Below are 21,729 nucleotides of genomic sequence, written 5' to 3' on the forward strand. Positions count from 1 at the left end.
TCGATCGCGCTGAAGGCGGCTTTATTGCGACTTGGATTGCGGCTGGGCGGAGGGCGATTTGGCGACGACCTTGTCACCGGAATTGAGCCCGGTCATGTTGCCGACGACAACCTGTTCACCTGCCTTCAGCCCCTCGGTGATCTGCCAGCGCGAATCCTGCATTGCGCCGGTTTTGACCGGGCGGACTTCGACCGTACCGTCCTGCGCAATCACCAGTACGCGAGCTGCGCCATCACTGGAGCGCTGAACGGCACGTTGCGGGACGAGAATGGCATTGGCATCGACCCGCTGCGGTGTGCGCACCCGCACATACATGCCCGGCAGCAACACGCCTTTGGGGTTCGCGAAGCGGGCGCGTAACGAAACCTGGCCGGTGGTCCGGTCTACTGCAACGTCGGTAAACAACAGGGTGCCAGTGCTTTGATAGTCAGTACCGTCGACGCTCAGCGACAGCGCGTCTTCGCCACCCTTGGGCAGGCGACCTTCCTGAATGGCCTCGCGCATTTGCAAGGCGTCGGCAACCGGCTGGGTGAAGTCGGCGTAGACCGGGTCGAGTTGCTGGATGGTTGCCAGCAGGGTGGTTTCGCCCTGACCGACCAGCGCGCCTTCAGTGACCATCGCGCGGCCGATGCGTCCTGAAATAGGCGCCTTGACCGTGGCATAGCCCAGGTTCAGCCTGGCGGTTTCGACATCTGCCTGAGCCGACTTTTTAGCGGCGATGGCGTTTTGCAGCGCAGAGCGGGCGGTGTCGAAGGTCTGACGGCTGACCGCTTCGATTTCGACCAGCGACTCGTAACGTTTGACCGTAGCTTGAGTTTCGAACAGTGTGGCTTCTGTGCGGGCCAGGTCGCCCTGAGCTTTGGACAGCGCGGCCTTGAACGGTGCCGGGTCGATCTGGAACAGCACCGCGCCCGCTTTCACATCGGCGCCTTCCTCGAAATTGCGCGTGAGCACGATACCGGCCACCCGGGCGCGTACCTGCGCCACACGAACCGGTTCGATACGGCCGGGCAGTTCATCAACGACCGTGAACGATTCGGCTTTGACGGCAATGGCCTCCACCTCTTTGGGTGCTGTCGATGCAGCGTGATCCTGCTGCTGTTTCTGCTCGCACCCGGCCAGACCCAACACTGCCAGTAGCGCTACCGCAGGCATGACACGCCAATCGCTCAAACCACTCATCGCTCACCCGGGCGCAGCCCATCAGACACTAAAGCCGCGAATGATCTACTGTGTAAGAGAGTGAGTCAACATTGACTCATGTGAGACTTTAGTGACTAATTGTGTATAGGCTTTGAGAACGCGGTAAGGTTTCTGCACAATGCGCCGCCTGCCACTTAACACGAGTTGAAGACGTACCCGATGGAATTACCTGCCGCTGACGACAAATTTCTGAAAGCCCTGGCCGTTGCGCTGGTTGACCATTCCAACGGTACGCTCAAGGATATTGCTCAAGCGGCTGGCGTCAGCAAGGCGACGCTCAACCGCTTCTGCGGCACCCGCGCCAACCTCGTGGAACTGTTGCTCAATCACGCCTCGGACCTGATGAACCAGATGGTCGCCGACGCGGATCTGCAGCATGCTCCGCCGCTGGAAGCGCTTCAACGACTGGTCGACAACCACCTCATGCACCGCGAAATGCTGGTCTTTCTGGTATTTCAGTGGCGCCCGGATTCGCTCGATGAAAGCAGCGGAGGGCGCCGCTGGTTGCCTTACTCCGACGCCCTCGATGCGTTTTTCCTGCGTGGTCAGCATGAAGGTCTGTTCCGGATCGACGTCAGTGCCGCCGTCCTTACCGAAATGTTCGCAGCGCTGCTCTCCGGGATGGTCGACGCCGAACGCCGCGGCCGTGTGGCTCGCGCCGGTATGGGCGCATTGGTGACGCAGTTTTTTCTGCACGGCGCGGCGGCACGCTAAGCAAGTCTGTGCAGACGTCAGAAATCATAGGCAATCTTGCTGTACCAGAATCCACCGCCCGGATAGAACGGTGAATTGCCGTACAGGTTGAGTCCGACGGCGGAGGGGATTGCATTCTTGTCCGGGCGCACATCGAAGATATTGGTGCCGCCAACACTGAGGGTGATGTTGTCGTAGAGGGTGTAGGACACATCCAGGTCGGTGATCCACTTGGCCCCGAAGCTGCGATCACCGCTTTCCAGCTGCTGGAGGGTCTTGACCTTGCCGTAACGGGTGGTTTGCAGATTCACGCCCAGGTCGCCCAGCGTCCATTTGCCGCCCAATACCCATTTGGTTTTCGGTTGAGCATCGGTCAGGTCGCCTTCGCGGGCCCGGCCGACCCAGGTCAGGCTGCCGCCAGGGTTGCTGCCCAAGCCCTGCAAGGCTGCCGGTGCGTCCTTGACGTCGGTGATAATGGTCTTGTTGTAGTTGAACCCGGCGCTCCAGCGCACGTTGCCCCATGCACCGTACTGGCTGGAATGGTCGAGGACGATGTCCAGGCCGCGGGTGCGGGTGTCAAACGCGTTGGTGTAATACGAAGTCCAGGTGCTGGTGTCCACACCTTGAGCCGCCAGGATGGGCGCCAGCGCTGGGCCGTACAGGCTTTCGGTACGGGCGATGCGGTCGTCGATCTCGATCCAGTAGGCGTCTGCGGTCAGGCTGGTGCGCGGTGCCGGTTGCCAGGTCACGCCGAACCCCAGATTGCGCGATTTCTCCGGGTCCAGGGTGGTCGCGCCGAGCGCCTGGGCCAGCGCCGAGTTGACCGGCGCGATGCGCGTCACGGCGGGCACTATGGTGCCATCCGGCGCAGCACCGACCCGGTTGTCCGAGATGCTGTAGCCGACCTGGGTCAGCGAGGGCGCACGAAAGCCCGTGCCGACGGTACCGCGTACGGCGAAGGTGTCGGTAAATTCGTAGCGCGAGTTGAGCTTGGCACTGACTGTGTTGCCCGAGTCATCGTCGAAATGCTCTGCACGCAGCGCCAGGTCGACAAACAAAGGTTCTATCGGGGTGATACCGAAATCGACGTAAGCTGCGTAGTTGTTGCGTTGCAGGCTGGTGGCATCCTGCGGCGAGATGACCGCTGCGGCCTGGGCGGCAATCGACGCCAGCTGTCCGGCCAGCGGGTTGGCCTGACCATTGGGCAGAGTAGCCGGAAAGCGATAGCCGCCCACCTGATAGGCCTGCGCGTCGCCGGAAAACGTCCGGAACCGTTCCCAGCGATGCTCAAGCCCTGCGGACACTTGCAGCGGCACGCCAAACAGCCCGTCGAACGCACGAGTGATGTCGACGTTGTTGACCCATTGTTCGAATCGGTAGGTCGCCAGGTCGTCGAACGACGTCGGCGAGGCCGGTCCCAGCGACGGGTTGATGGTCAGATCGCTGTACTGATGGTTGTTGTTGCGCCCGTATGTAGTGCTCAGGTCCCAGTTCCAGCCCAGCGCTTCACCCTTGGCGCCAATCAGGTACTGATAGTCGGTGTCGTCCAGATTGTTCAGCGGGTAGTAGCCGTCGGCAAACAGTTCGGGAACGTTGGCGTTGCTGTTGGGATAGCGGAAGTAGTTGTTGATGATGGCGTCGCGTTGTCCGTAAGTGCCGTAGGAATACAGCTTCATCTGATCATTCAGCGGCAGTTCGGCGTTGTAGGCCAGGTTGAACGCCTTGATCTGCGGGTCGCCATTCTTCACGCCGACCCGGTCCCACGTCGCCTCTCGAGGGTCGCCGGGAAAGTAGGCGTTATTGGTGGCTTTTTCGTTCCAGCTGGCATCGCCACGCTTGCGTGCGTCGGCCGAAAGATGCAGAAAGCCGCCGTCGCCCAGTTCGAAGCCGGTGTCCCCTTCGAACTTGGACACTTCGCCTTCGCCGCTGTACAGCTTGCCGTACGTCACCCCCAGATGGCCGCCATCGGAGCTGGATTTGAGAATCACGTTGATCACCCCGGCAATCGCATCCGAGCCGTATTGCGCTGCGGCGCTGTCCTTGAGCACCTCGATGCGCTCCACCGCGCTGATCGGGATCATGTCGATGTCCACCGAGTTCGCGCCGCTGCTGTCAGTCGAGCCATTGGCGGGCAGGGCGCTGTTATGGCGGCGTTTGCCATTGACCAGCACCAGTGTGTAGGCCGGTGCCAGGCTGCGGTTGGACAATGGGCGGATGGTCGAGTTATAGCCCGCGACGTTGGTGCCATAGTTGAACGAAGGCAGCAGTTTGGCGATGGCTTCGGTCAGGTCGGCGCGACCGGTTTTCAGTAGCTGATCGCTGGTTACGATATCGATCGGGGCCGGGCTTTCAGTCACTGTGCGCTGTGTACCGCGAACCCCGGTGGAAATCACCGTGACCTTGTCCAGCCGGGCCTCACGGTCGAGGGTTTCATCGGCGGCCTGAGCGGGGTTCATCAGGCCAAGGCCGACAAGCGCTATGCTTTTGATCAGCGGGTTGCGCAGGGCGTGGCGGGGAGCTTGAGCGGGTAAGGCCATGACGGAGTGATCCTTGGGCAATGCTGAGAAAGTCCTGGGCACCTCCACAAGGCAAGGGTCGGTTTGCTGGCGAATATAGGGTTATGAAAAGAGCCTGTGAAAGGCCTTTTGGTTATATGTTAATTATAAAAATATTGAATTATTTTTATTTATTATATGTTTTATATGCATTTAAAGCGTTGCGCACGGGTGTTCGGTAACAGTACTTGAGGGTGGTAAAGCTGCCTGTGCTGTTTTGTCGCACGACGTATTGCAGCCCATAAGCCCGACGTTTGCACGCCTGCTCATGGTTTGAAACAGGATTGGCGGTATTCCCTGTTGCCTTGGGGTGGTAAATTCGCCGCCTTTGAATGTGTCAGAACCCACGCGCCTAACCCTCCAGGGGACGCAAGACATGACGTACCAACCGACCCGCCGCGAGGTGGTCACAGGCCTATCGTTGCTGAGCCTTGGCCTGCTGACTGGCTGCGGCAATTCCAATGCCTTGCCGTTCAAGCACGGCAAAGACATGAGCAACGAGATAGTTGGCCGCAACTTCCGACTCAAGGATGCACAAGGCAACGTCAAGACCCTGTCGAGTTTTCGTGGCCTGATGCCGATGATCTTCTTCGGCTTCACCCAATGCCCGGCCATTTGCCCGACGGCACTGGCGCGAGCTGCACAGATCAGAAAGCTGATGGGCGAAGAGGGCAAGACCCTCCAGGTAGTGTTCATTACCCTCGACCCGGAGCGTGATACGCCCGAGGTGATCGACGCCTACGTGAAGGCTTTCGATCCGACCTTCGTCGCCCTGTCCGGTACGCTTGAAGAAACGGCCGCAACGGCAAAGGAGTTCGGCGTATTCTTCGAAAAGGTCCCGCTGGGCGACACCTACACGATCTCGCATACCGCCACCAGTTATGTCTACGACACCCGCGGCGTGCTGCGCCTGGGCTTGTCGCACAGGCTGTCCGCCCAACAATGCACTGAAGATCTGCTCACTTTGATGGAAGTATGCTGATGACCGTTCTGATTCGTAACGTCGCAAAGCCTCTGTTGCTGACCCTTTCTCTGCTGGGCCTGAGCGCTCAGGCGCTGGCCGAAACCAAAGTCGATGACGCCTGGGTGCGTGCCACCGTGCCGGGCCAGTCCGCCACGGGTGCGTTCATGCGCATCACCTCGGACAAGGACAGCAAGCTGGTCGACGTTGCATCACCCGTTGCGAAAACCGTGCAGATCCATGAGATGAGCATGAAAGGCGACGTGATGAGCATGCAGCGCGTCAACTCGGTCGACCTGCCGGCCGGCAAACCGGTGATGCTCGATTCCGACGGTTACCACGTGATGTTCATGGGTTTGGCCGCGCAGGTCAAAGAGGGCGACCAGGTGCCTCTGACCCTGACCGTGGAAGATGCCAAGGGCGTGAAAGAGTCGATTCAGGTCACCGCAGTCGCCAAGTCGCTGACCAGCGACGAGCACAGCGGGCATGGTGATCACAGCGGTCATTGAGCCTGATCTACCTGACGACTATCGTTCCTCACGCTCCAGCGTGGGAATGCCTCTTGTGACGCTCCGCGTCACAACTCTGCGCCGCACTGCAATTCAAGAGAGGACGCAGAGCGTCCAGAACGGCATGCGACGCGGAGCGTCGCACGATAGTTGATCTACCTGACGACTATCGTTCCTCACGCTCCAGCGTGGGAATGCCTCTCGTGACGCTCCGCGTCACAACTCTGCGTCGCACGATAATTGAGGTTATCGTTCCTCAGGCTCTCGCATCACGGTCTGCGCTGGTTCATATATTCATTTAAAGTCTAACCGGCGAACCAAATATTCTTTTCAGGAACAAGCCTCTTTCAGCGATGATTGCCTTGCCACATCAACTTTGGAAAGGTGACTGATACCAACAGAACCTGGATTTTTATCATGAAAATGCAGGAGTGTATCAATGGGCAATGTCCAGACCGCAGCCAGCGCACATGAAGTGCCCTGGCGCCAGACGCCGAGTGGCGACCTGGTCGATCTGGGGCGTCCTTTCCGTGCGCCTCTGGCGTTATCGCGGTTGCAAAGCACCCCCAAACCCATACTCGGACGACGCGAAGCCATTCTGCTGGGTGCACTGGCGCTGGTATTTCATGGCGCGGTCATCTACTGGTTGAGCCAGAACCCGACACCCGCATTGCCGGTCGTGCCGCCGGAAATTCCGCCGATGACCATCGAGTTCTCTCAGCCCGCGCCGCCGGTTGTGGAGACGCCGCCACCACCGCCCGAGCCTGTCGTGCAGCCTGTGGTCGAGCCGCCGCCCCCGGTCGAAGATGAACTGGCCGTCAAGCCGCCACCGCCCAAACCGATTCCAAAACCCAAGCCGCAGCCGCCCAAGCCGGTGGTCAAACCGGTTGTCAAGCCAGTGGCAAAACCGGTCGAGCAACCAGCCCCACCGGTGCCCGTGCCACCTGTCGCTGCACCTGCCGCTCCCGCACCGCCCGCGCCAAAACCGGTAACTCCGGCTTCTGCCAGCGCTGGCTATCTGCGCAACCCGGCACCGGAATACCCGTCGCTGGCAATGCGCCGCGGCTGGGAAGGCACCGTGCTGTTGCGCGTCCATGTATTGGCCAGCGGCAAGCCCGGCGAGATTCAGATACAGAAAAGCAGCGGCCGCGATCAATTGGATGACGCAGCGCTGGCAGCGGTGAAGCGCTGGAGCTTTGTGCCCGCCAAGCAGGGCGATGTCGCTCAGGACGGCTGGGTCAGCGTGCCCATTGATTTCAAGATCAAATAACGTTTCAAGTTCCAATAACCAGGACATTCGATTGACCCGGCGAGCTACCTGAACCAAAGGCGCATCGCGATACACCCAATGCCTTGTTCAGACTTCGTTCATAAAGAGAGCTGCGCCATGAACCTACTTGCTTCGCCTTTTGAATCCATCGAACACGCGGTCATCTGGCTGCTGGTGATCTTCTCCGTTGCCACTTGGGGTCTTGCTTTGCTCAAGGGCGTGCAGTTCTCGCGCCTGAAGTCCCAGGACCGCAAGTTCCACAAGCAATTCTGGGCTGCATCGAGCCTGGATTCGGCCGCGCAACTGGCCCAGGAACAGCCCGGCGCTGCTGCTCGTGTTGCGCTGGCCGGTTACGCCGCCATTCAGGTGCCGGACGGCGCGCAGGCTAACGACCTCAGTCATTCCATCAACCATCAGGACCGCCTTGAACGTGCCCTGCGTCAGCAGATCGTTCGGGAGCGCCGCTCGCTGGAGACCGGTCTGGCGATTCTCGCCAGTATTGGCAGCACCTCGCCGTTTATCGGCCTGTTCGGTACGGTCTGGGGCATTATGTCGGCGCTCAAGGGCATCAGTGCTGCCGGTTCGGCAAGCCTGGAAACCGTTGCTGGTCCGATCGGCGCAGCGCTGGTGGCAACCGGTGTCGGCATCGCCGTCGCCGTGCCTGCGGTGCTGGTCTACAACTACTTCCTGCGGCGCCTGAAGCTGACCGCTGCTGACCTGGATGACTTTGCCCACGACTTCTACAGCCTGGCGCAGAAGAGTGCATTCCGCGTGTTGCTGCATCCGGTCCTGAAGTCTGGCGCTACAGGCGGGCAGGCCGGGCAGAAAGTGAAGGAGGCGTCCTGAGATGGCTTTTTCCACACAAGATACCGATGAAGTGCTGAGCGAGATCAACGTCACGCCGCTGGTGGACGTGATGCTGGTACTGCTGGTGGTGTTCATCGTGACCGCGCCGCTGCTGACCAACTCGATCCCGATCAACCTGCCCAAGACCGAATCGGTTGCGCCAGTGGAGCAGAAAGACCCGCTGGTGGTGAGTATCGACGGGCAGGGCAAGCTGTTCATCAACAAGGATGAAATTCAACCAGATCTGTTGGAAACCAGCCTCAAGGCGGCCAAGGACAAGGCCCCTGACGTGCGCGTGCAGTTGCAGGCGGACAATGGCGTGAATTACGGCGAAGTGGCACGAGCCATGGCTTCCATCGAACGCGCAGGTATCACCAAGCTGTCGGTAATCACTGCCAAATAAGCGCTTTTTCGTCCATCAGCTTCATCAGTTTTGGGCCGCATCCTCAGGCAGGTGCGGCCTTTTTTTGTCCGCGTTTCAGGCATTTTTCAGTCTGGACACAAATGTAGATGCTTATTCTTTATTGATATTTAAAAATTTAAATCAATGTCATTAAGCTATAAAGCATCGGACCTCCGGAACACCAATCAGACACTGTAATGATCGCTACCGTCCGCCGCACGGATCGCTCGTTGTAACCAGAACAGAGTTTCTGGATCAAGGATTTTCAAGGGGTAGTGGTATGGGGAATTTCAAGCGGAGTGTATTGGCCACGGCGATTTTTTCAGCCAATTTGCTGAGCGTCGCAGGCATCAGTGCAAGCGCTCACGCTGCACAGGCAACAGATGAACAAAACAACCAAAGCGCATCCACCCTGGGCACGGTAATCGTTACCGGCACCAGGGCGCAGGAGCGCACGGCCAGTGCCTCGCTGTCGCCCATTGATGTGATTTCCGGTGACAGCCTGCGCAGTTCCGGCTCCAGCGAATTGGGCACGGTGCTGGCGCGCTTGATCCCTTCGATCAACTTTCCGCGGCCCAGCCTGGTGGACGGTGCCGAGCTGACCCGGCCGGCGCAATTGCGCGGGCTGTCGCCGGATCAGGTGCTGGTGCTGGTCAATGGCAAGCGCCGCCACACATCGGCCTTCGTCAACCTGGGTGGGGCGGTGGGACGCGGTTCGGCACCTGCCGACCTGAACGCCATTCCGCTGTCTGCCATTGACCACATCGAAGTGCTGCGCGACGGTGCTTCAGCGCGTTACGGTTCCGATGCGATTGCCGGGGTGATCAACATCATCCTCAAGAGCGCCGATCATGGCGGGTCGATTTCCAGCAAGTACGGACAGTACAAGAAGGGCGACGGGATTCAGCGTCAGGTGTCCGGTAACACGGGTTTCGCGCTGGGCGACAACGGCACGTTGAACCTGTCGGGTGAAGGCTCCAACAACGACTACACCAACCGTGCCGGTGATGATCTTCGTACTTCCAGCATAGGCTCCACGACTTACGGTCAGCAGGTGTTCCGTCAGGGTGAGCCGCAAACCCACGAGGGCAAGTTGCAATACAACGCCGAGTACAGCTTCAACGATGCAGCGGAGTTCTACAGCTTCGGGGGCTACAGCAAGCGCCGTGGTGAAACTGCCGCGTTTTATCGGCCGAGCAACGCCTCCAACAATATCGCTGCAATTTACCCCAACGGTTATCTGCCACTGATTAACGGCACTCTGGAAGACACCTCGCTGGTAGCGGGGTTACGCGGCGAACTGGCGGATGACTGGCACTACGACGTGTCTGCCAACTACGGGAAAAATACCTATGAACTGCGCACCAAAACCATCAATACGTCACTGGGCTTGAATACGCCGCGCTCCTTCGATAACGGCACGCTGACCAACGACCAGAAGCAACTGAGTTTCGACCTGTCGCGGGAATTCAGCGCGGCATGGCTGCCTTATCCGGTGTCGGTCGCGTTTGGCGCCGAATACCTGCGCCAGGGTTATCAGATCGAGGCAGGGCAGGCCGAGTCGTATTTTCAGACCGGCAGTTCCGGGCTGGGCGGTTTCCGTTCCGCCGATGCAGGCAGCTACTCGCGACACAACTTCGCCCAGTATCTGGATGTGGAAACCAACCTGACCGAGAAGCTCGGTGTGTCGGCTGCCGTTCGCCACGAGGACTACAGCGATTTTGGCTCCAACGTCAGCGGCTCGCTCTCTGCTCGTTATGACTTCACCCCGCAGGTGGCCTTGCGAGGCAGCGTGTCGACAGGCTTCCGCGCACCTTCACTGGCGCAGCAGAATTTCACCTTCACCTCGTCGCAACTGATTGGCAACACTGTTCAGGAAGCGGGCACGTTCCCGGCCGGCAGTAACGTTGCGCAACTGTTAGGCGCCGAAGACCTCAAGCCCGAAAAGTCGCGCAACTACAGCCTGGGCCTGGTGCTCCAGCCACTGGACAGCCTGACTGTGACCGCCGACGTCTATCGCATCGATATTCAGGATCGTATCTCGCTGTCCTCTAACCTGGTGCTCAACAACACGGCCATCAACTACCTGCGCAGCAATGGCGTGGGTGATATCAACTACACCAGCGCGCGCTATTTCACCAACGCCACAGACACCAGCACCGATGGTGTCGATCTGGTCGCCAATTACCGCTACCAGTTCGATAACGGCGTCCGTTGGAACAGCACAGTGGGCTACAACTACAACCACACTAAAGTCACCGACGTGAAAGCCAACCCGGCGATTCTCGATCAGTTAGGGGTGAATCTGGTTCGGGTGGATCGCAGGGAGCGTATCGGTCTGCTGGGTGACACCACCCCGCAGCACAAACTGACGCTGGGCAATGATCTGACGTTCGGTAACTGGGCACTGCATTCCAACCTGGTTCGCTACGGCGAGTTCACCAGCTACCAGGCCGACAAGGTCAACGATCAGACCTTCAGCGCTGCGTGGCTGCTGGACCTCGCAGTAGACTACACACTCAAGAACTGGGTCTTCACCCTGGGCGGCGATAACGTCACCGACAAGTACCCCGAAAAGCTCAACGACTTCTCGTCCAGCGGCGGCAACCTGGCTTACAGCACGTTCTCGCCTTACGGGTATAGCGGGGCGTTTTACTACGGCAAGGTGACGTACAACTGGTAATTTGCCGCTGATTCTCATGTCGATGCTGCGCGTTGGCATACAGCTCGTGACGCTTCGCGTCATATCTGTGCTGCAACACAACGGCATGTCTTGCCCGTAGTCACTGCACATAAATGAAAGCGCTTTTTTGTCGCGACGGCACTGACGACGCAGAGTGCGACGTTAGTGACGGCTGAGTCCTGACGCTGATCCGGGGGATGCGAGGCAGGACGCCGAGCAAGCCGCACCGGGCCAAGGATGGCCCGTTGCGGCGGCCCCCGGATCAGTGACAGGGCGAAGGAACCCGACGAAGTCGGGCCGGAAACAGGAGCGAGGACTTTGCTCACTTTGGTCCCTCAAAGTGAGGCGCCGAGGGGCGAAAAGGGGACTTGAGTCTTATCTGAATCTATCTGACCTCGCAGAACCTGTGTGACGCAGAGCGTCACAAAAATGCTCTGCGTTTCACTCTCAACTGCCCTGCAACGGGGTGGCATCCTGAAAGAAGTAATCCTTCCACGACGCTGGCTTGTTCTTGATCGCGCCGACGCGGTACAGAAACTCGGCCAGCGGGTAGGTGTTCTTCGGCGTGATGGTGAATTGAAACTCCGGCTGATCAATGATCTTCAACAGTTCGGCACGGTCGATCTTCGCCTTGGTGACGCGCAGGTAGATGTCGGCGGCAGCACCAATGTCTTTACTGACGAACGCTTCTGCCTCGGCCAGCGCTTCAATGAAGGCCTTGTAGGTTTTCGGGTTTTCGTTGCGAAATTTCTCGGTGGCGAACAGTACGGTGGGAGAGTTAGGCCCCAGCAGGTCATAGGTGTTGAGCACTACATGCACGTTGGGGTTTTTCAGTTCCTGATCCTGATAAGGCGGGTTGGAAAAGTGCCCGGTCAACTCGGTGCCGCCAGCGATCAGGCTGGCGGCGGCGTCCGGGTGCGGCAGGCTCAAGGTGTACTTGTCCAGGCGTGCGTATTCCTTGTCGCCCCAGAGTTTCGCGGCGGCGAACTGCAGGTAGCGTGACTGCACTGAAACACTGACTGCCGGCACCGCGATGCGGTCCTTTTCGGTGAAGTCGGCGATGGTTTTGACGTTGGGGTTATTGCTCACCAGGTAATAGGGGAAGTTGCCCAGCGACGCGACCGCCTTGACGTTCTGCCTGTCCTTGGTGCGGTCCCAGATGGTCAGCAACGGGCCAACCCCGGCACCGGCAACATCAATGGAGCCTGACAGCAGGGCATCGTTGACCGCCGAACCTCCGGACAGTTGGGTCCAGTCCACCTTGATCTCCAGGCCGTCTTGCTTGCCGTGTTTCTCGATCAATTGTTGATCGCGCACCACGTTTAGCAGCAGGTAGACGATGCCGAACTGCTCGGCAATGCGAATTTCGCCTTCAGCCTGTGCGCTGGCGGGCGCAACCAGCGTTCCGGTCAACAGCGCAGCACCAAGCCCGATGGCCGCTGCCAGGCGGCTGAAACGGGGTAGAAACAGGACAGGTTTTGACATGCATGGCTCCAAAACGGAAACGGAATTTTCTGGAGCATATCGCTATATAAAAATTTATTTAAATAACCTTACCGAATATCAATAGACCGCCTGATGCGCTTGGGAAACCTGTATGGCAGTCATTTTTAATATTCTTATTTTTTATAATTAGCTTAGAAGTAAATGTAATTTTTAATTGATTTGTAATGCGCCTAGTCTGGCTGGCCAGTCAGCAGTCACCAAGGAGCAACATTATGAGCAACGTCAGCGCTTTGCCACTCCAGCCAGGTACTACGCCGTCGGGTGGCGGCAGTGTGCGTGACAGGGTTTCGCCGCAGGAATGGGAAGTCCGGGTCAAGTTGGCGGCGGCCTATCGGCTGGCCGCGCTCAAGCGCTGGACCGACCATATCTATACACACTTCTCGGCGCGGGTACCGGGGCCGGACGAGCACTTTCTGATCAACGCGTTTGGCCTGTTGTTCGATGAAATCACCGCATCCAATCTGGTCAAGGTCGACATCGACGGCACGATTGTCGATGACCCGACAGGGCTGGGTATCAACTACGCCGGTTACGTGATTCACAGTGCCATTCACGCTGCGCGCCATGACCTGCAAGCGGTGCTGCACACCCACACCCGTGACGGTATCGCAGTGTCGGCGCAAAAGGACGGATTGCTGCCGATCTCCCAGCACTCCATTGCCTTCTCCGGGCGCGTGGCCTATCACGGTTACGAAGGCATTGCGCTGGACCTGAGCGAGCGTGAACGACTGGTCGCGGACCTGGGTGACAAGAGCGTGATGATCCTGCGCAATCACGGCTTGCTCACCGGCGGGGTGAGTGTAGAGCACGCATTCCAGCAGCTGCATGCCCTCGAGTACGCCTGCAATATCCAGATTGCAGCGCAGTCTGCCGGCAACGCAGAGCTGGTGTTTCCGCCCCGGGAGGTCATCGCCAAAGTGGAAGAGCAGGCCAAGGCCATCAAGGACGGTAATGGTCCGGGTGTCGCCCGACACTGGAATGCGCTGATCCGCGAGCTGGAGCGTAGCGGCACCGATTACCGGGACTGAGCCTGCAACACAGTGATGCGAGGCGCCTGGGGTTGGTGTAGTGTGCGCAGCCAAAACATGGGGCGCACACATGCAAGACCTGCTGAACGAAATCCTCGATGAAGTAAGACCCTTGCTTGGTCAGGGCAAGGTGGCCGATTACATTCCGGCGCTGGGCGGGGTGCGGCCTGATCAACTGGGCATTGCGGTGTACGGCAACGACGGCCAGGTGTTCAGCGCCGGTGATGCCGAAACGCAGTTTTCGATACAGAGTATTTCCAAGGTGTTCAGCCTGGTGCAGGCCATCGGGCACTCCGGTGAGGACATCTGGCAGCGCCTGGGGCACGAGCCCTCCGGCCAGCCGTTCAACTCGCTGGTGCAGCTGGAATTCGAACGGGGCAGGCCGCGCAACCCGTTCATCAACGCCGGCGCGCTGGTGATCTGCGACATCAATCAGGCACGGTTTGCGGCACCGTCGCTGTCAATGCGTGACTTCGTTCGACGCCTGTGCGGCAACCGGGCGATCACCTCCGATTCCAAAGTTGCGGAATCCGAATACCAGCACCGTTCGCGCAACGCCGCAGCGGCCTATCTGATGAAGTCATTCGACAATTTTCATGGCGATGTGGAAGACGTGCTGCGCAGCTATTTCCACCATTGCGCGCTGAGCATGAATTGCATTGATCTGGCCAAGGCGTTCGGTTTTCTGGCCAATCAGGGCTTCTGCACTCACAGTGGCGAGCAGATACTCACCGCGCGCCAGGCCACTCAGGTCAATTCGATCATGGCCACCAGCGGTCTTTACGATGAAGCCGGTAACTTTGCCTATCGCGTCGGCCTGCCAGGTAAGAGCGGAGTAGGGGGTGGTATCGTTGCGATTGTGCCGGAGCGCGCTTCGGTCTGTGTGTGGTCTCCGGAGTTGAACGCGGCGGGCAATTCCCTTGTCGGTATGGCTGCGCTGGAAAAACTCAGCGCGAGGATCGACTGGTCGGTGTTTTAAAGCCTTCTGAAGTGAACGGTGCGGTAAATCGCGAACCTGGCAGGAGTCATGGATTGAATCGAAGGCTAAGCAAATCGCTCATGCTGAGCGTCGGGCTGCTGGTGCTGGCAGGTTGTGGCACTCAGCGTGTGCAGGAACCTGAACTGAGCCCGGAACAGGCGCGTGCGCAGATCGTGCGCCTGATGCCTGCCACTGTTACGGATCGGCAGGCTTGGGCAACAGATATCCATGCCGCATTTGCCGCGCAGAAAATTCCGATGACCACCGAAAACCTGTGCTCGGTATTGGCTGTGACCGAACAGGAGTCAACCTTTCAGGTCGACCCTGCGGTGCCGGACATGGGCCGCATTGCCCGTGCCGAAATAAACCGCCGCGCGGCGCGCTTGCATATCCCCAATGCGTTGATAGCCACTGCATTGCGCGTACGTTCACCAGACGGCAAGACCTATGGCAAACGCCTCGATTCAGCCCGCACAGAGAAAGACCTCAGCGCGATCTTTGATGATTTCATCGGCATGGTACCGCTGGGCCAGGCACTGTTCGGCAATTTCAACCCGGTCAAGACCGGCGGCCCGATGCAGGTAAGCATCGCCTTTGCCGAGAAGCATGCGGAAGATTATCCCTACACGGTGGATGGCTCGATCCGACGCGAAGTCTTTACTCGCCGTGGCGGCATGTATTTCGGCATCGCTCATCTACTGGGTTACCCGGTGAACTACACCCAGTCCCTGTACCGCTTTGCCGATTTCAATGCCGGTTGGTACGCCAGTCGCAATGCCGCGTTTCAGAACGCGGTGAGTCGTGCGACCGGCATCGAGCTGGCGCTGGATGGCGATCTGATTCGTTTCGACTCCACCTCGCCAGGCTCCACCGAGCTGGCAGTGCGAACCCTGGCTGACCGGCTGGGCATGAACAAGTCACAGATATGGAACCAGCTCAAGCAGGGCGATACCCTGGAGTTCGAAGAGACCGATCTGTACAGCAAGGTGTTTGCACTGGCGGACAAGGCAGCAGGCAAGCCCTTGCCAAGAGCCATCCTGCCCGGCATCACCCTGAAAAGCCCGAAAATCACCCGCAACCTGACCACCGCCTGGTTCGCCGAGCGCGTCGACGACCGCCGCGAACGCTGCGTACAGCGCGCACCGAAGTGAGGGTGAGTCCGGAATAAGCGATCACACATCGATTATCGTTACCACGCTCCGCGTGGTAATGCAGTTCGTGACGCTCCGCGTCACACATTAGAGCCTTGACACCTGATTCAGGCCGTACGAGATGCAGGCCTGAGCTCCGGTTACGCCTGCTGTTTCACCAGACTGAAGATGTGCGACGCAGAGCGTCACGAACTGCATGCCAACGCGGAGCATTGGCACGATAGTCATCTCAAGGCTTTGTGTATAACGATGAGCGCTTCAGTGAACTGCCCCCTATATGTAAGGCTCTTCAGGATTTTTTAACGTATGCCGGTTTTCAAACGCTTCACGTCGTTCATGCAGCAGGCCTTACGGGCCATGCATCTGGTCTGGACCACGTCCCGAGCGCTCTCCGTTGGCTTGATCGTTGCCACGCTGGTGGCAGGCTTGCTGCCCGCGCTGGCCGCCTGGCTGGGGCAGCGGATTGTCGATGCGGTGGTCAGTGCCATGCAACTGCATGCCAGCACTGGCGAGGCTCCTTTATGGCCGGTGTTGCGTTATGTGTTGCTTGAGGCCGGTGTACTGGCCCTGCTGGCCGGTGCGCAACGCGGGCTGTCGGTGCAGCAGGCGCTGTTGCGGGTGTTGCTGGGGCAGAAGGTCAATACGTTGATTCTGGAGAAGGCCCAGACCCTGTCACTGTCGCAGTTCGAAGACTCGGAGTTTTACGACAAGCTCGTGCGCGTCCGGCGTGAAGCCTCGACACGGCCGCTGGCACTGGTGACCAAATCCCTGGGATTGCTGCAAAACCTCATTTCGCTGATCAGCTTTGCCGTACTGCTGGTGCATTTCTCGCCCTGGGCGTTGCTGATTCTGGTGCTCGGCGCATTGCCGGTGTTCTTTGCCGAGGCGCATTTTTCCGGCGACGCGTTCCGCCTGTTTACCCGGCGTGCTCCGGAAACCCGTCGGCAGAACTACATCGAAACACTGCTCTCCCACGAGGGCTACATCAAAGAGGTCAAGCTGTTCGGCTTCGCGCCGCTGCTGCTCAAACGATATCGCGACACCTTTGAACGGTTGTATGCCGAAGACCGCCGCTTGACCGTGCGCCGTGATGGCTGGGGCTTTCTGCTCGGCTTGCTGGGCACTGCTTCGTTCTATCTGGCGTACGCCTGGGTGGTGGTCGATGCGGTGCATGGGCGTATTACCCTGGGGCAGATGACCATGTACCTGGTGCTGTTCAAGCAAGGGCAGGCCGCTGTGAGCAGCAGCCTGAGTGCGATCAGTGGTTTGTACGAGGACGGGCTGTACCTCGCCGACCTGTACATTTACCTCGGTCAGCCGGTCACGCCGTCTGCTGGCAGCCTGACCCAGGGTGCACTGCCCGGCGATGGCATGCGTTTCGAGAACGTCAGCTTCACTTACCCTGGCACCAGCCGCGCAGCACTGGAAAACATCGATCTGCATCTTGCACCGGGTCGTAGCGTGGCGCTGGTGGGCGAGAACGGCTCGGGGAAGACCACCCTGATCAAGTTGCTGACGCGCCTTTATCAGCCCGACCAAGGACGCATTCTGCTGGATGGCAGCGATTTGCAGGAATGGGACGAAGACGCCCTGCGTTCACGCATCGGCGTGATTTTTCAGGACTTCATTCGCTATCAGTTTCTGGTCGGTGAAAACCTCGGGGTCGGCGATACCCAGGCCTTTCACGACGAAACCCGCTGGCGCGAAGCCGCTGCGCAAGGCATGGCAGCGCAGTTTATCGAACAGCTCGACAAGGGTTACGCCACACAATTGGGTCGCTGGTTCGCAGGCGGTCAGGAGCTGTCCGGCGGGCAGTGGCAGAAAATCGCGCTGTCACGCGCCTACATGCGTCGCGATGCCGATATTCTGATTCTCGATGAGCCCACTGCCGCGCTGGATGCCGGGGCAGAAGCTGCGGTATTCGAGCATTTTCGCGAGTACGCCAAGGGACGCATGACGCTGCTGATTTCCCACCGTTTTTCCAGTGTGCGCAACGCCGAACATATCGTCGTGCTGGAGCATGGGCGGGTGCTGGAGCGCGGTGATCACGACAGCCTGATTGCCGCGGCAGGGCGCTACGCCGCGCTGTTCGATCTGCAAGCGCAAGGCTATCGCTAGATAAAAAGTGTTGCAGTCAATGACCAGTCGGCGTTTTATGGGAGCCCTGTTTCAAGCTGTATCTTTTTGAATCAAACGGAGACATCGATGCAATTTCGTAAATTGGGCAAAACCGATCTGTCGGTCAGCGCGATCTGTCTGGGCACCATGACCTGGGGCGAGCAGAACACCCAGGATGAAGCATTCGAACAGATTCGTATGGCCAAGGATGCCAAGGTCAACTTCCTCGACACGGCAGAAATGTACCCGGTGCCGCCGCGTGGCGAGACGTATACCAAGACCGAAAGCATCATCGGCGAGTACTTCAAGAAGTACGCTGACCGCAACGACTGGGTACTGGCCAGCAAGGTCGCCGGTCCAGGTCGCATGGATCATATCCGCGATGGCAATCCGCGGCTTGACCGCAAGAACATCACTGCGGCGCTGGAAGCCAGCCTCAAGCGTCTTAATACCGATTATCTGGACCTGTACCAGCTGCACTGGCCGGATCGCAAGACCAACTTCTTCGGCGTGCTCGGTTACACCCACGACCCGGATGATCAGGCCGTCGAAATCGAAGAAACCCTGTCGGTACTGGGCGATCTGGTCAAGGCGGGCAAGATTCGCCACTTTGGCCTGTCCAACGAAACGCCGTGGGGCACCCAGCGTTTTCTGCACCTGGCCGAAACCCTTGACTTGCCGCGTGCTGTCTCGATCCAGAACCCCTACAACCTGCTTAATCGCACCTTTGAGGTCGGTCTGGCAGAGATCGCCATTCGCGAACAGATCGGCTTGCTGGCCTATTCGCCACTGGCGTTCGGTGTGTTGGCTGGCAAGTACCTGGACGGTGCACGTCCGGCCGATGGCCGCCTGACCCTGTTCGAGCGCTTCCAGCGCTACAACAACCCGCAGGCGGTCAGCGCCACCGCCAAATACGTCGCGCTGGCCCGCGAACACGGCCTGGACCCTTCGCAGATGGCGCTGGCCTACGTCACCAGCCGTCCGTTCGTAACCAGCAACATCATTGGTGCCACGAAACTGGATCAGCTGAAGATCAATCTGGAGAGCATCGACGTCACGCTGTCCGATGAGGTTATCGCCGGTATCGAAGCCATTCATACCGCTCAGCCCAACCCGGCCCCATAAGCCGAACTGAACTTACTTTCAGCCTCGTCAGTCAGCACTAGTACGCTTACTCCGAGGCTGAAATTCGATGCATATCTCACTCAAGCAACAAGTCGCAATCGTTACCGGCGCCAGCTCCGGTCTGGGCGCAGGTGCTGCGCGAGCGCTGGCGGACGCCGGTGCAGCGGTGGTGATCAATTACAACTCCAAGGCTGAACCTGCCGAGAAGCTGGCTGAAGAGATTCGTGCAGCGGGCGGTCGTGCCCTTGCTGTCGGCGCCGACGTGTCGAAAGAAGCAGACGTCGAGCGCCTGTTTGCGCAGACCATCGAGCACTTTGGCGCATTGGACATCCTGGTCGCCAACTCGGGCCTGCAAAAAGACGCAGCCATCGTCGACATGAGCCTGGAAGACTGGAACACAGTCATCAACGTCAACCTGACCGGGCAATTTCTCTGTGCCCGCGCTGCGTTGCGCCAGTTCATCAAGCAAGGCATGCGCCCTGATGTGTCACGGGCGATGGGCAAGATCATTCACATGAGTTCAGTGCACCAGCTGATTCCATGGGCCGGGCACGTCAATTACGCAGCGTCCAAGGGCGGCGTCGATCTGTTGATGCGCAGCATCGCTCAGGAAGTCGGCGAGCTGAAAATTCGCGTCAACAGCGTTGCGCCGGGTGCCATTCGCACGCCGATCAATGCCGACGCACGCAAGGGCGACGCCGAGAAGGAAATGCTCAAGCTGATCCCTTATGGCCGTATCGGTGAGCCCGAAGACGTCGCCAATGCCGTGCTCTGGCTGGCCTCCGATGCCTCGGATTATGTGCACGGCACCACCCTGTACATCGACGGCGGGATGACCCTCTATCCGGAGTTCCGTGGCAATGGCTGATTTTCCCCAAGAAGCGCAAAACCGTATCGAAGACCACGGCATCATTGGCGATATGCGCAGCGCCGCGCTGATCGCCGACACGGGCAGTATCGACTTCTGCTGCTGGCCGGATTTCGACAGTCCGTCGATTTTCACCGCGCTGCTGGATACGCCCGATGCCGGGATTTTTCAACTGGCACCTGACTTGCCGGACGCCAGAAGGCTGCAGATTTACCTGCCCGACACCAATGTCCTGCAAACCCGCTGGATTTCCGAGGACGCAGTGGTGGAAGTCACCGACCTTATGCCGATTGGTGAAGATCAGGACGATCTGCCGCGCATCGTGCGCAGGGTTCAAGTGCGTTTTGGCGAGGCCACGATTCGCATGCGCTGCCGGGTACGCATGGACTACAGCCGAGCTGAAACCACCGCGCGTATCGATGGCCAGGACATCTGTTTCGAGGCCGAAGGGCAGCCAGGCATGCGCCTGTCGGCCGCTACGCCGCTACAGCTGGAGCAGCAGGATGCTGTGGCCGAGTTTCACATGCACAAAGGCCAGACCATCGAGTTCATTCTTGGTGGTATCGATGACCCGAACGTGGCCGCAGGCAAATGCTCGCGCTATTTCGACGACACGCTGAAATTCTGGCGGCGCTGGGCCGGGCAATCGCAATACAAGGGCCGCTGGCGTGAAATGGTCACCCGCTCGGCGCTTGCGCTCAAGCTGCTGACCTCGCGCAAGCATGGTGGCATTGTTGCAGCCGCGACGTTCGGTCTGCCGGAAACCGAGGGCGGCGAGCGCAACTGGGACTACCGTTATACCTGGATCCGTGACGCTTCGTTCACCGTGTATGCCTTCATGCGTCTGGGCTACACCGACGAGGCCAATGCGTTCATGGGGTGGGTGCGCGGGCGGCTCGACGACTGCTGTGAGCAGACCGAGAAACTCGGCATTCTGTATGCCCTCGATGGCCACGCAGAATTGCCGGAAGACAATCTCGATCATTTGTCCGGCTACGGCGGTGCTCAGCCGGTACGCATCGGCAATGAGGCCTACAAGCAGGTTCAGCTGGATATCTATGGCGAACTGATGGACGCCGTCTACCTGGCCAACAAGTATGGCGACGCCATCTCGCACGACGGTTGGCAGCATGTCGTTCGCCAGGTCGACTACGTGTGCGAACACTGGAGCGACCGCGATGTGGGCATCTGGGAAATGCGCGGTGGCGATCAGCATTTTCTGCATTCGCGGCTGATGTGCTGGGTGGCACTGGACCGGGCACTGCGCCTGGCGTTCAAGCGCTCGCTGTCGGGGCCCTTCGAGCGCTGGACCAGGGTACGTGAAGAGATCCACAACGATATCTGGGAGAATTTCTGGAACGAAGACCTGGGCCACTTCGTGCAGCACAAGGGCAGCCGCAATCTGGATGCCTCAATGCTGCTGATGCCGCTGGTACGCTTTGTCGGTGCCAATGACCCGAAGTGGCTGGCGACGCTGGACGCCATCGAGGCAGCACTGGTGCGTGACGGGATGGTATTCCGCTATCGCAACGATGATGATCACGATGACGGACTGGCAGGCGAAGAGGGCGCATTCGTTGCCTGTTCGTTCTGGTACGTCGAATGTCTGGCCCGCGCCGGTCGGGTCGAGCAGGCGCATCTGGAGTTCGAACAATTGCTGCGTTACGCCAACCCGCTGGGCTTGTACGCCGAAGAATTCGACGCGCATGCTCATCATCTCGGTAACACACCGCAGGCCCTGAGCCATCTGGCGTTGATCAGTGCGGCCAGTTTTCTGGACCGCAAACTGGGCGGCGGGCAGGCGCTCTGGCAGCCTTGAGAGTGTGCGCGA

Annotated in this window: 17 protein-coding genes; 14 read left to right on the plus strand and 3 right to left on the minus strand. The window is 59.2% G+C overall.

The window, feature by feature from the left end; genetic code table 11:
• Positions 1-21: 21 nt before the first annotated feature.
• Positions 22-1,182, minus strand: coding sequence for an efflux RND transporter periplasmic adaptor subunit (locus tag RYC17_RS03175; protein ID WP_122258606.1), 1,161 nt, complete (start codon positions 1,180-1,182; stop codon positions 22-24).
• 180 nt (positions 1,183-1,362) lie between these two features.
• Between RYC17_RS03175 and RYC17_RS03180 the strand changes: the two genes are divergently transcribed.
• Positions 1,363-1,917 carry a TetR/AcrR family transcriptional regulator gene (locus RYC17_RS03180; RefSeq protein WP_005779656.1) on the plus strand — a complete coding sequence of 185 codons (555 nt, stop codon included), beginning with the start codon at positions 1,363-1,365 and terminating at the stop codon, positions 1,915-1,917.
• A gap of 17 nt (positions 1,918-1,934) precedes the next feature.
• On the opposite strand, the gene RYC17_RS03185 is transcribed toward RYC17_RS03180, so the two are convergent.
• The gene (locus tag RYC17_RS03185; RefSeq protein ID WP_316902527.1) at positions 1,935-4,433 is read right to left on the minus strand and encodes a TonB-dependent receptor; all 2,499 of its coding nucleotides are present in this window, start codon (positions 4,431-4,433) and stop codon (positions 1,935-1,937) included.
• 394 nt (positions 4,434-4,827) lie between these two features.
• Here RYC17_RS03185 and RYC17_RS03190 point away from each other — a divergent pair, with 394 nt between their 5' ends.
• From RYC17_RS03190 to RYC17_RS03215, 6 genes are all read left to right on the plus strand, one after another.
• The gene (locus RYC17_RS03190; RefSeq protein WP_004658527.1) at positions 4,828-5,433 is read left to right on the plus strand and encodes an SCO family protein; all 606 of its coding nucleotides are present in this window, start codon (positions 4,828-4,830) and stop codon (positions 5,431-5,433) included.
• On the plus strand, positions 5,427-5,921 hold the full coding sequence (locus tag RYC17_RS03195; RefSeq protein ID WP_316902528.1) for a copper chaperone PCu(A)C: 495 nt from the start codon (positions 5,427-5,429) through the stop codon (positions 5,919-5,921). The genes RYC17_RS03190 and RYC17_RS03195 overlap by 7 nt, the downstream gene beginning before the upstream one ends.
• Positions 5,922-6,360: 439 nt before the next feature.
• Positions 6,361-7,191 (plus strand): energy transducer TonB, encoded by an 831-nt coding sequence (locus RYC17_RS03200; RefSeq protein WP_122258185.1) that lies wholly within the window; start codon positions 6,361-6,363, stop codon positions 7,189-7,191.
• Positions 7,192-7,308: 117 nt separating this feature from the next.
• Complete coding sequence (locus RYC17_RS03205) at positions 7,309-8,037, plus strand: MotA/TolQ/ExbB proton channel family protein (protein ID WP_057420663.1); 729 nt, start codon at positions 7,309-7,311, stop codon at positions 8,035-8,037.
• Position 8,038: 1 nt separating this feature from the next.
• On the plus strand, positions 8,039-8,440 hold the full coding sequence (locus RYC17_RS03210) for an ExbD/TolR family protein (protein ID WP_002553831.1): 402 nt from the start codon (positions 8,039-8,041) through the stop codon (positions 8,438-8,440).
• Positions 8,441-8,720: 280 nt separating this feature from the next.
• A complete protein-coding gene (locus tag RYC17_RS03215) occupies positions 8,721-11,123 on the plus strand; it encodes a TonB-dependent receptor plug domain-containing protein (RefSeq protein WP_122258186.1) in 2,403 nt (800 codons plus the stop codon).
• Positions 11,124-11,570: 447 nt separating this feature from the next.
• Here RYC17_RS03215 and RYC17_RS03220 read toward each other — a convergent pair whose 3' ends face one another.
• On the minus strand, positions 11,571-12,608 hold the full coding sequence (locus RYC17_RS03220) for an ABC transporter substrate-binding protein (RefSeq protein ID WP_122281157.1): 1,038 nt from the start codon (positions 12,606-12,608) through the stop codon (positions 11,571-11,573).
• A gap of 233 nt (positions 12,609-12,841) precedes the next feature.
• Between RYC17_RS03220 and RYC17_RS03225 the strand changes: the two genes are divergently transcribed.
• The 7 genes from RYC17_RS03225 (at position 12,842) to RYC17_RS03255 (ending at position 21,717) form a co-directional block, all read left to right on the plus strand.
• A complete protein-coding gene (locus RYC17_RS03225) occupies positions 12,842-13,657 on the plus strand; it encodes a class II aldolase/adducin family protein (protein WP_002553828.1) in 816 nt (271 codons plus the stop codon).
• Positions 13,658-13,727: 70 nt separating this feature from the next.
• The gene (gene glsB, locus RYC17_RS03230; protein ID WP_002553827.1) at positions 13,728-14,636 is read left to right on the plus strand and encodes a glutaminase B; all 909 of its coding nucleotides are present in this window, start codon (positions 13,728-13,730) and stop codon (positions 14,634-14,636) included.
• An 80-nt stretch (positions 14,637-14,716) separates the two neighbouring features.
• Positions 14,717-15,787, plus strand: a complete 1,071-nt coding sequence (locus tag RYC17_RS03235; RefSeq protein WP_004658518.1) for a DUF1615 domain-containing protein — start codon at positions 14,717-14,719, stop codon at positions 15,785-15,787.
• Positions 15,788-16,093: 306 nt separating this feature from the next.
• Positions 16,094-17,905 (plus strand): ABC transporter ATP-binding protein, encoded by a 1,812-nt coding sequence (locus RYC17_RS03240; protein ID WP_122258188.1) that lies wholly within the window; start codon positions 16,094-16,096, stop codon positions 17,903-17,905.
• 87 nt (positions 17,906-17,992) lie between these two features.
• Positions 17,993-19,030: an NADP(H)-dependent aldo-keto reductase gene (locus tag RYC17_RS03245; RefSeq protein WP_058401124.1), complete on the plus strand. Its 1,038-nt coding sequence runs from the start codon at positions 17,993-17,995 to the stop codon at positions 19,028-19,030.
• A 67-nt stretch (positions 19,031-19,097) separates the two neighbouring features.
• Entirely contained in the window at positions 19,098-19,898 is an 801-nt protein-coding gene (locus RYC17_RS03250; protein ID WP_005733527.1) for an SDR family oxidoreductase, read from the plus strand.
• The gene (locus RYC17_RS03255) at positions 19,891-21,717 is read left to right on the plus strand and encodes a glycoside hydrolase family 15 protein (RefSeq protein WP_122258189.1); all 1,827 of its coding nucleotides are present in this window, start codon (positions 19,891-19,893) and stop codon (positions 21,715-21,717) included. Before RYC17_RS03250 ends, RYC17_RS03255 begins: the two co-directional genes overlap by 8 nt.
• Positions 21,718-21,729 lie beyond the last annotated feature (12 nt).

It is taken from the genome of Pseudomonas syringae group sp. J248-6, from assembly GCF_032586995.1.
Lineage (GTDB): Bacteria > Pseudomonadota > Gammaproteobacteria > Pseudomonadales > Pseudomonadaceae > Aquipseudomonas > Aquipseudomonas amygdali.

What these genes read in the sequence shown, in the direction of transcription:
- RYC17_RS03245 (WP_058401124.1), top strand. Translation starts at nt 17,993, where the DNA reads ATGCAATTTCGTAAATTGGGCAAAACCGATCTGTCGGTCAGCGCGATC.
- RYC17_RS03205 (WP_057420663.1), top strand. Translation starts at nt 7,309, where the DNA reads ATGAACCTACTTGCTTCGCCTTTTGAATCCATCGAACACGCGGTCATC.
- RYC17_RS03235 (WP_004658518.1), top strand. Translation starts at nt 14,717, where the DNA reads ATGCTGAGCGTCGGGCTGCTGGTGCTGGCAGGTTGTGGCACTCAGCGT.
- RYC17_RS03210 (WP_002553831.1), top strand. Translation starts at nt 8,039, where the DNA reads ATGGCTTTTTCCACACAAGATACCGATGAAGTGCTGAGCGAGATCAAC.
- RYC17_RS03240 (WP_122258188.1), top strand. Translation starts at nt 16,094, where the DNA reads ATGCCGGTTTTCAAACGCTTCACGTCGTTCATGCAGCAGGCCTTACGG.
- RYC17_RS03220 (WP_122281157.1), bottom strand. Translation starts at nt 12,608, where the DNA reads ATGTCAAAACCTGTCCTGTTTCTACCCCGTTTCAGCCGCCTGGCAGCG.
- RYC17_RS03195 (WP_316902528.1), top strand. Translation starts at nt 5,427, where the DNA reads ATGCTGATGACCGTTCTGATTCGTAACGTCGCAAAGCCTCTGTTGCTG.
- RYC17_RS03190 (WP_004658527.1), top strand. Translation starts at nt 4,828, where the DNA reads ATGACGTACCAACCGACCCGCCGCGAGGTGGTCACAGGCCTATCGTTG.
- RYC17_RS03255 (WP_122258189.1), top strand. Translation starts at nt 19,891, where the DNA reads ATGGCTGATTTTCCCCAAGAAGCGCAAAACCGTATCGAAGACCACGGC.
- RYC17_RS03200 (WP_122258185.1), top strand. Translation starts at nt 6,361, where the DNA reads ATGGGCAATGTCCAGACCGCAGCCAGCGCACATGAAGTGCCCTGGCGC.
- RYC17_RS03180 (WP_005779656.1), top strand. Translation starts at nt 1,363, where the DNA reads ATGGAATTACCTGCCGCTGACGACAAATTTCTGAAAGCCCTGGCCGTT.
- RYC17_RS03250 (WP_005733527.1), top strand. Translation starts at nt 19,098, where the DNA reads ATGCATATCTCACTCAAGCAACAAGTCGCAATCGTTACCGGCGCCAGC.
- RYC17_RS03175 (WP_122258606.1), bottom strand. Translation starts at nt 1,182, where the DNA reads ATGAGTGGTTTGAGCGATTGGCGTGTCATGCCTGCGGTAGCGCTACTG.
- RYC17_RS03215 (WP_122258186.1), top strand. Translation starts at nt 8,721, where the DNA reads ATGGGGAATTTCAAGCGGAGTGTATTGGCCACGGCGATTTTTTCAGCC.
- RYC17_RS03185 (WP_316902527.1), bottom strand. Translation starts at nt 4,433, where the DNA reads ATGGCCTTACCCGCTCAAGCTCCCCGCCACGCCCTGCGCAACCCGCTG.
- glsB (WP_002553827.1), top strand. Translation starts at nt 13,728, where the DNA reads ATGCAAGACCTGCTGAACGAAATCCTCGATGAAGTAAGACCCTTGCTT.
- RYC17_RS03225 (WP_002553828.1), top strand. Translation starts at nt 12,842, where the DNA reads ATGAGCAACGTCAGCGCTTTGCCACTCCAGCCAGGTACTACGCCGTCG.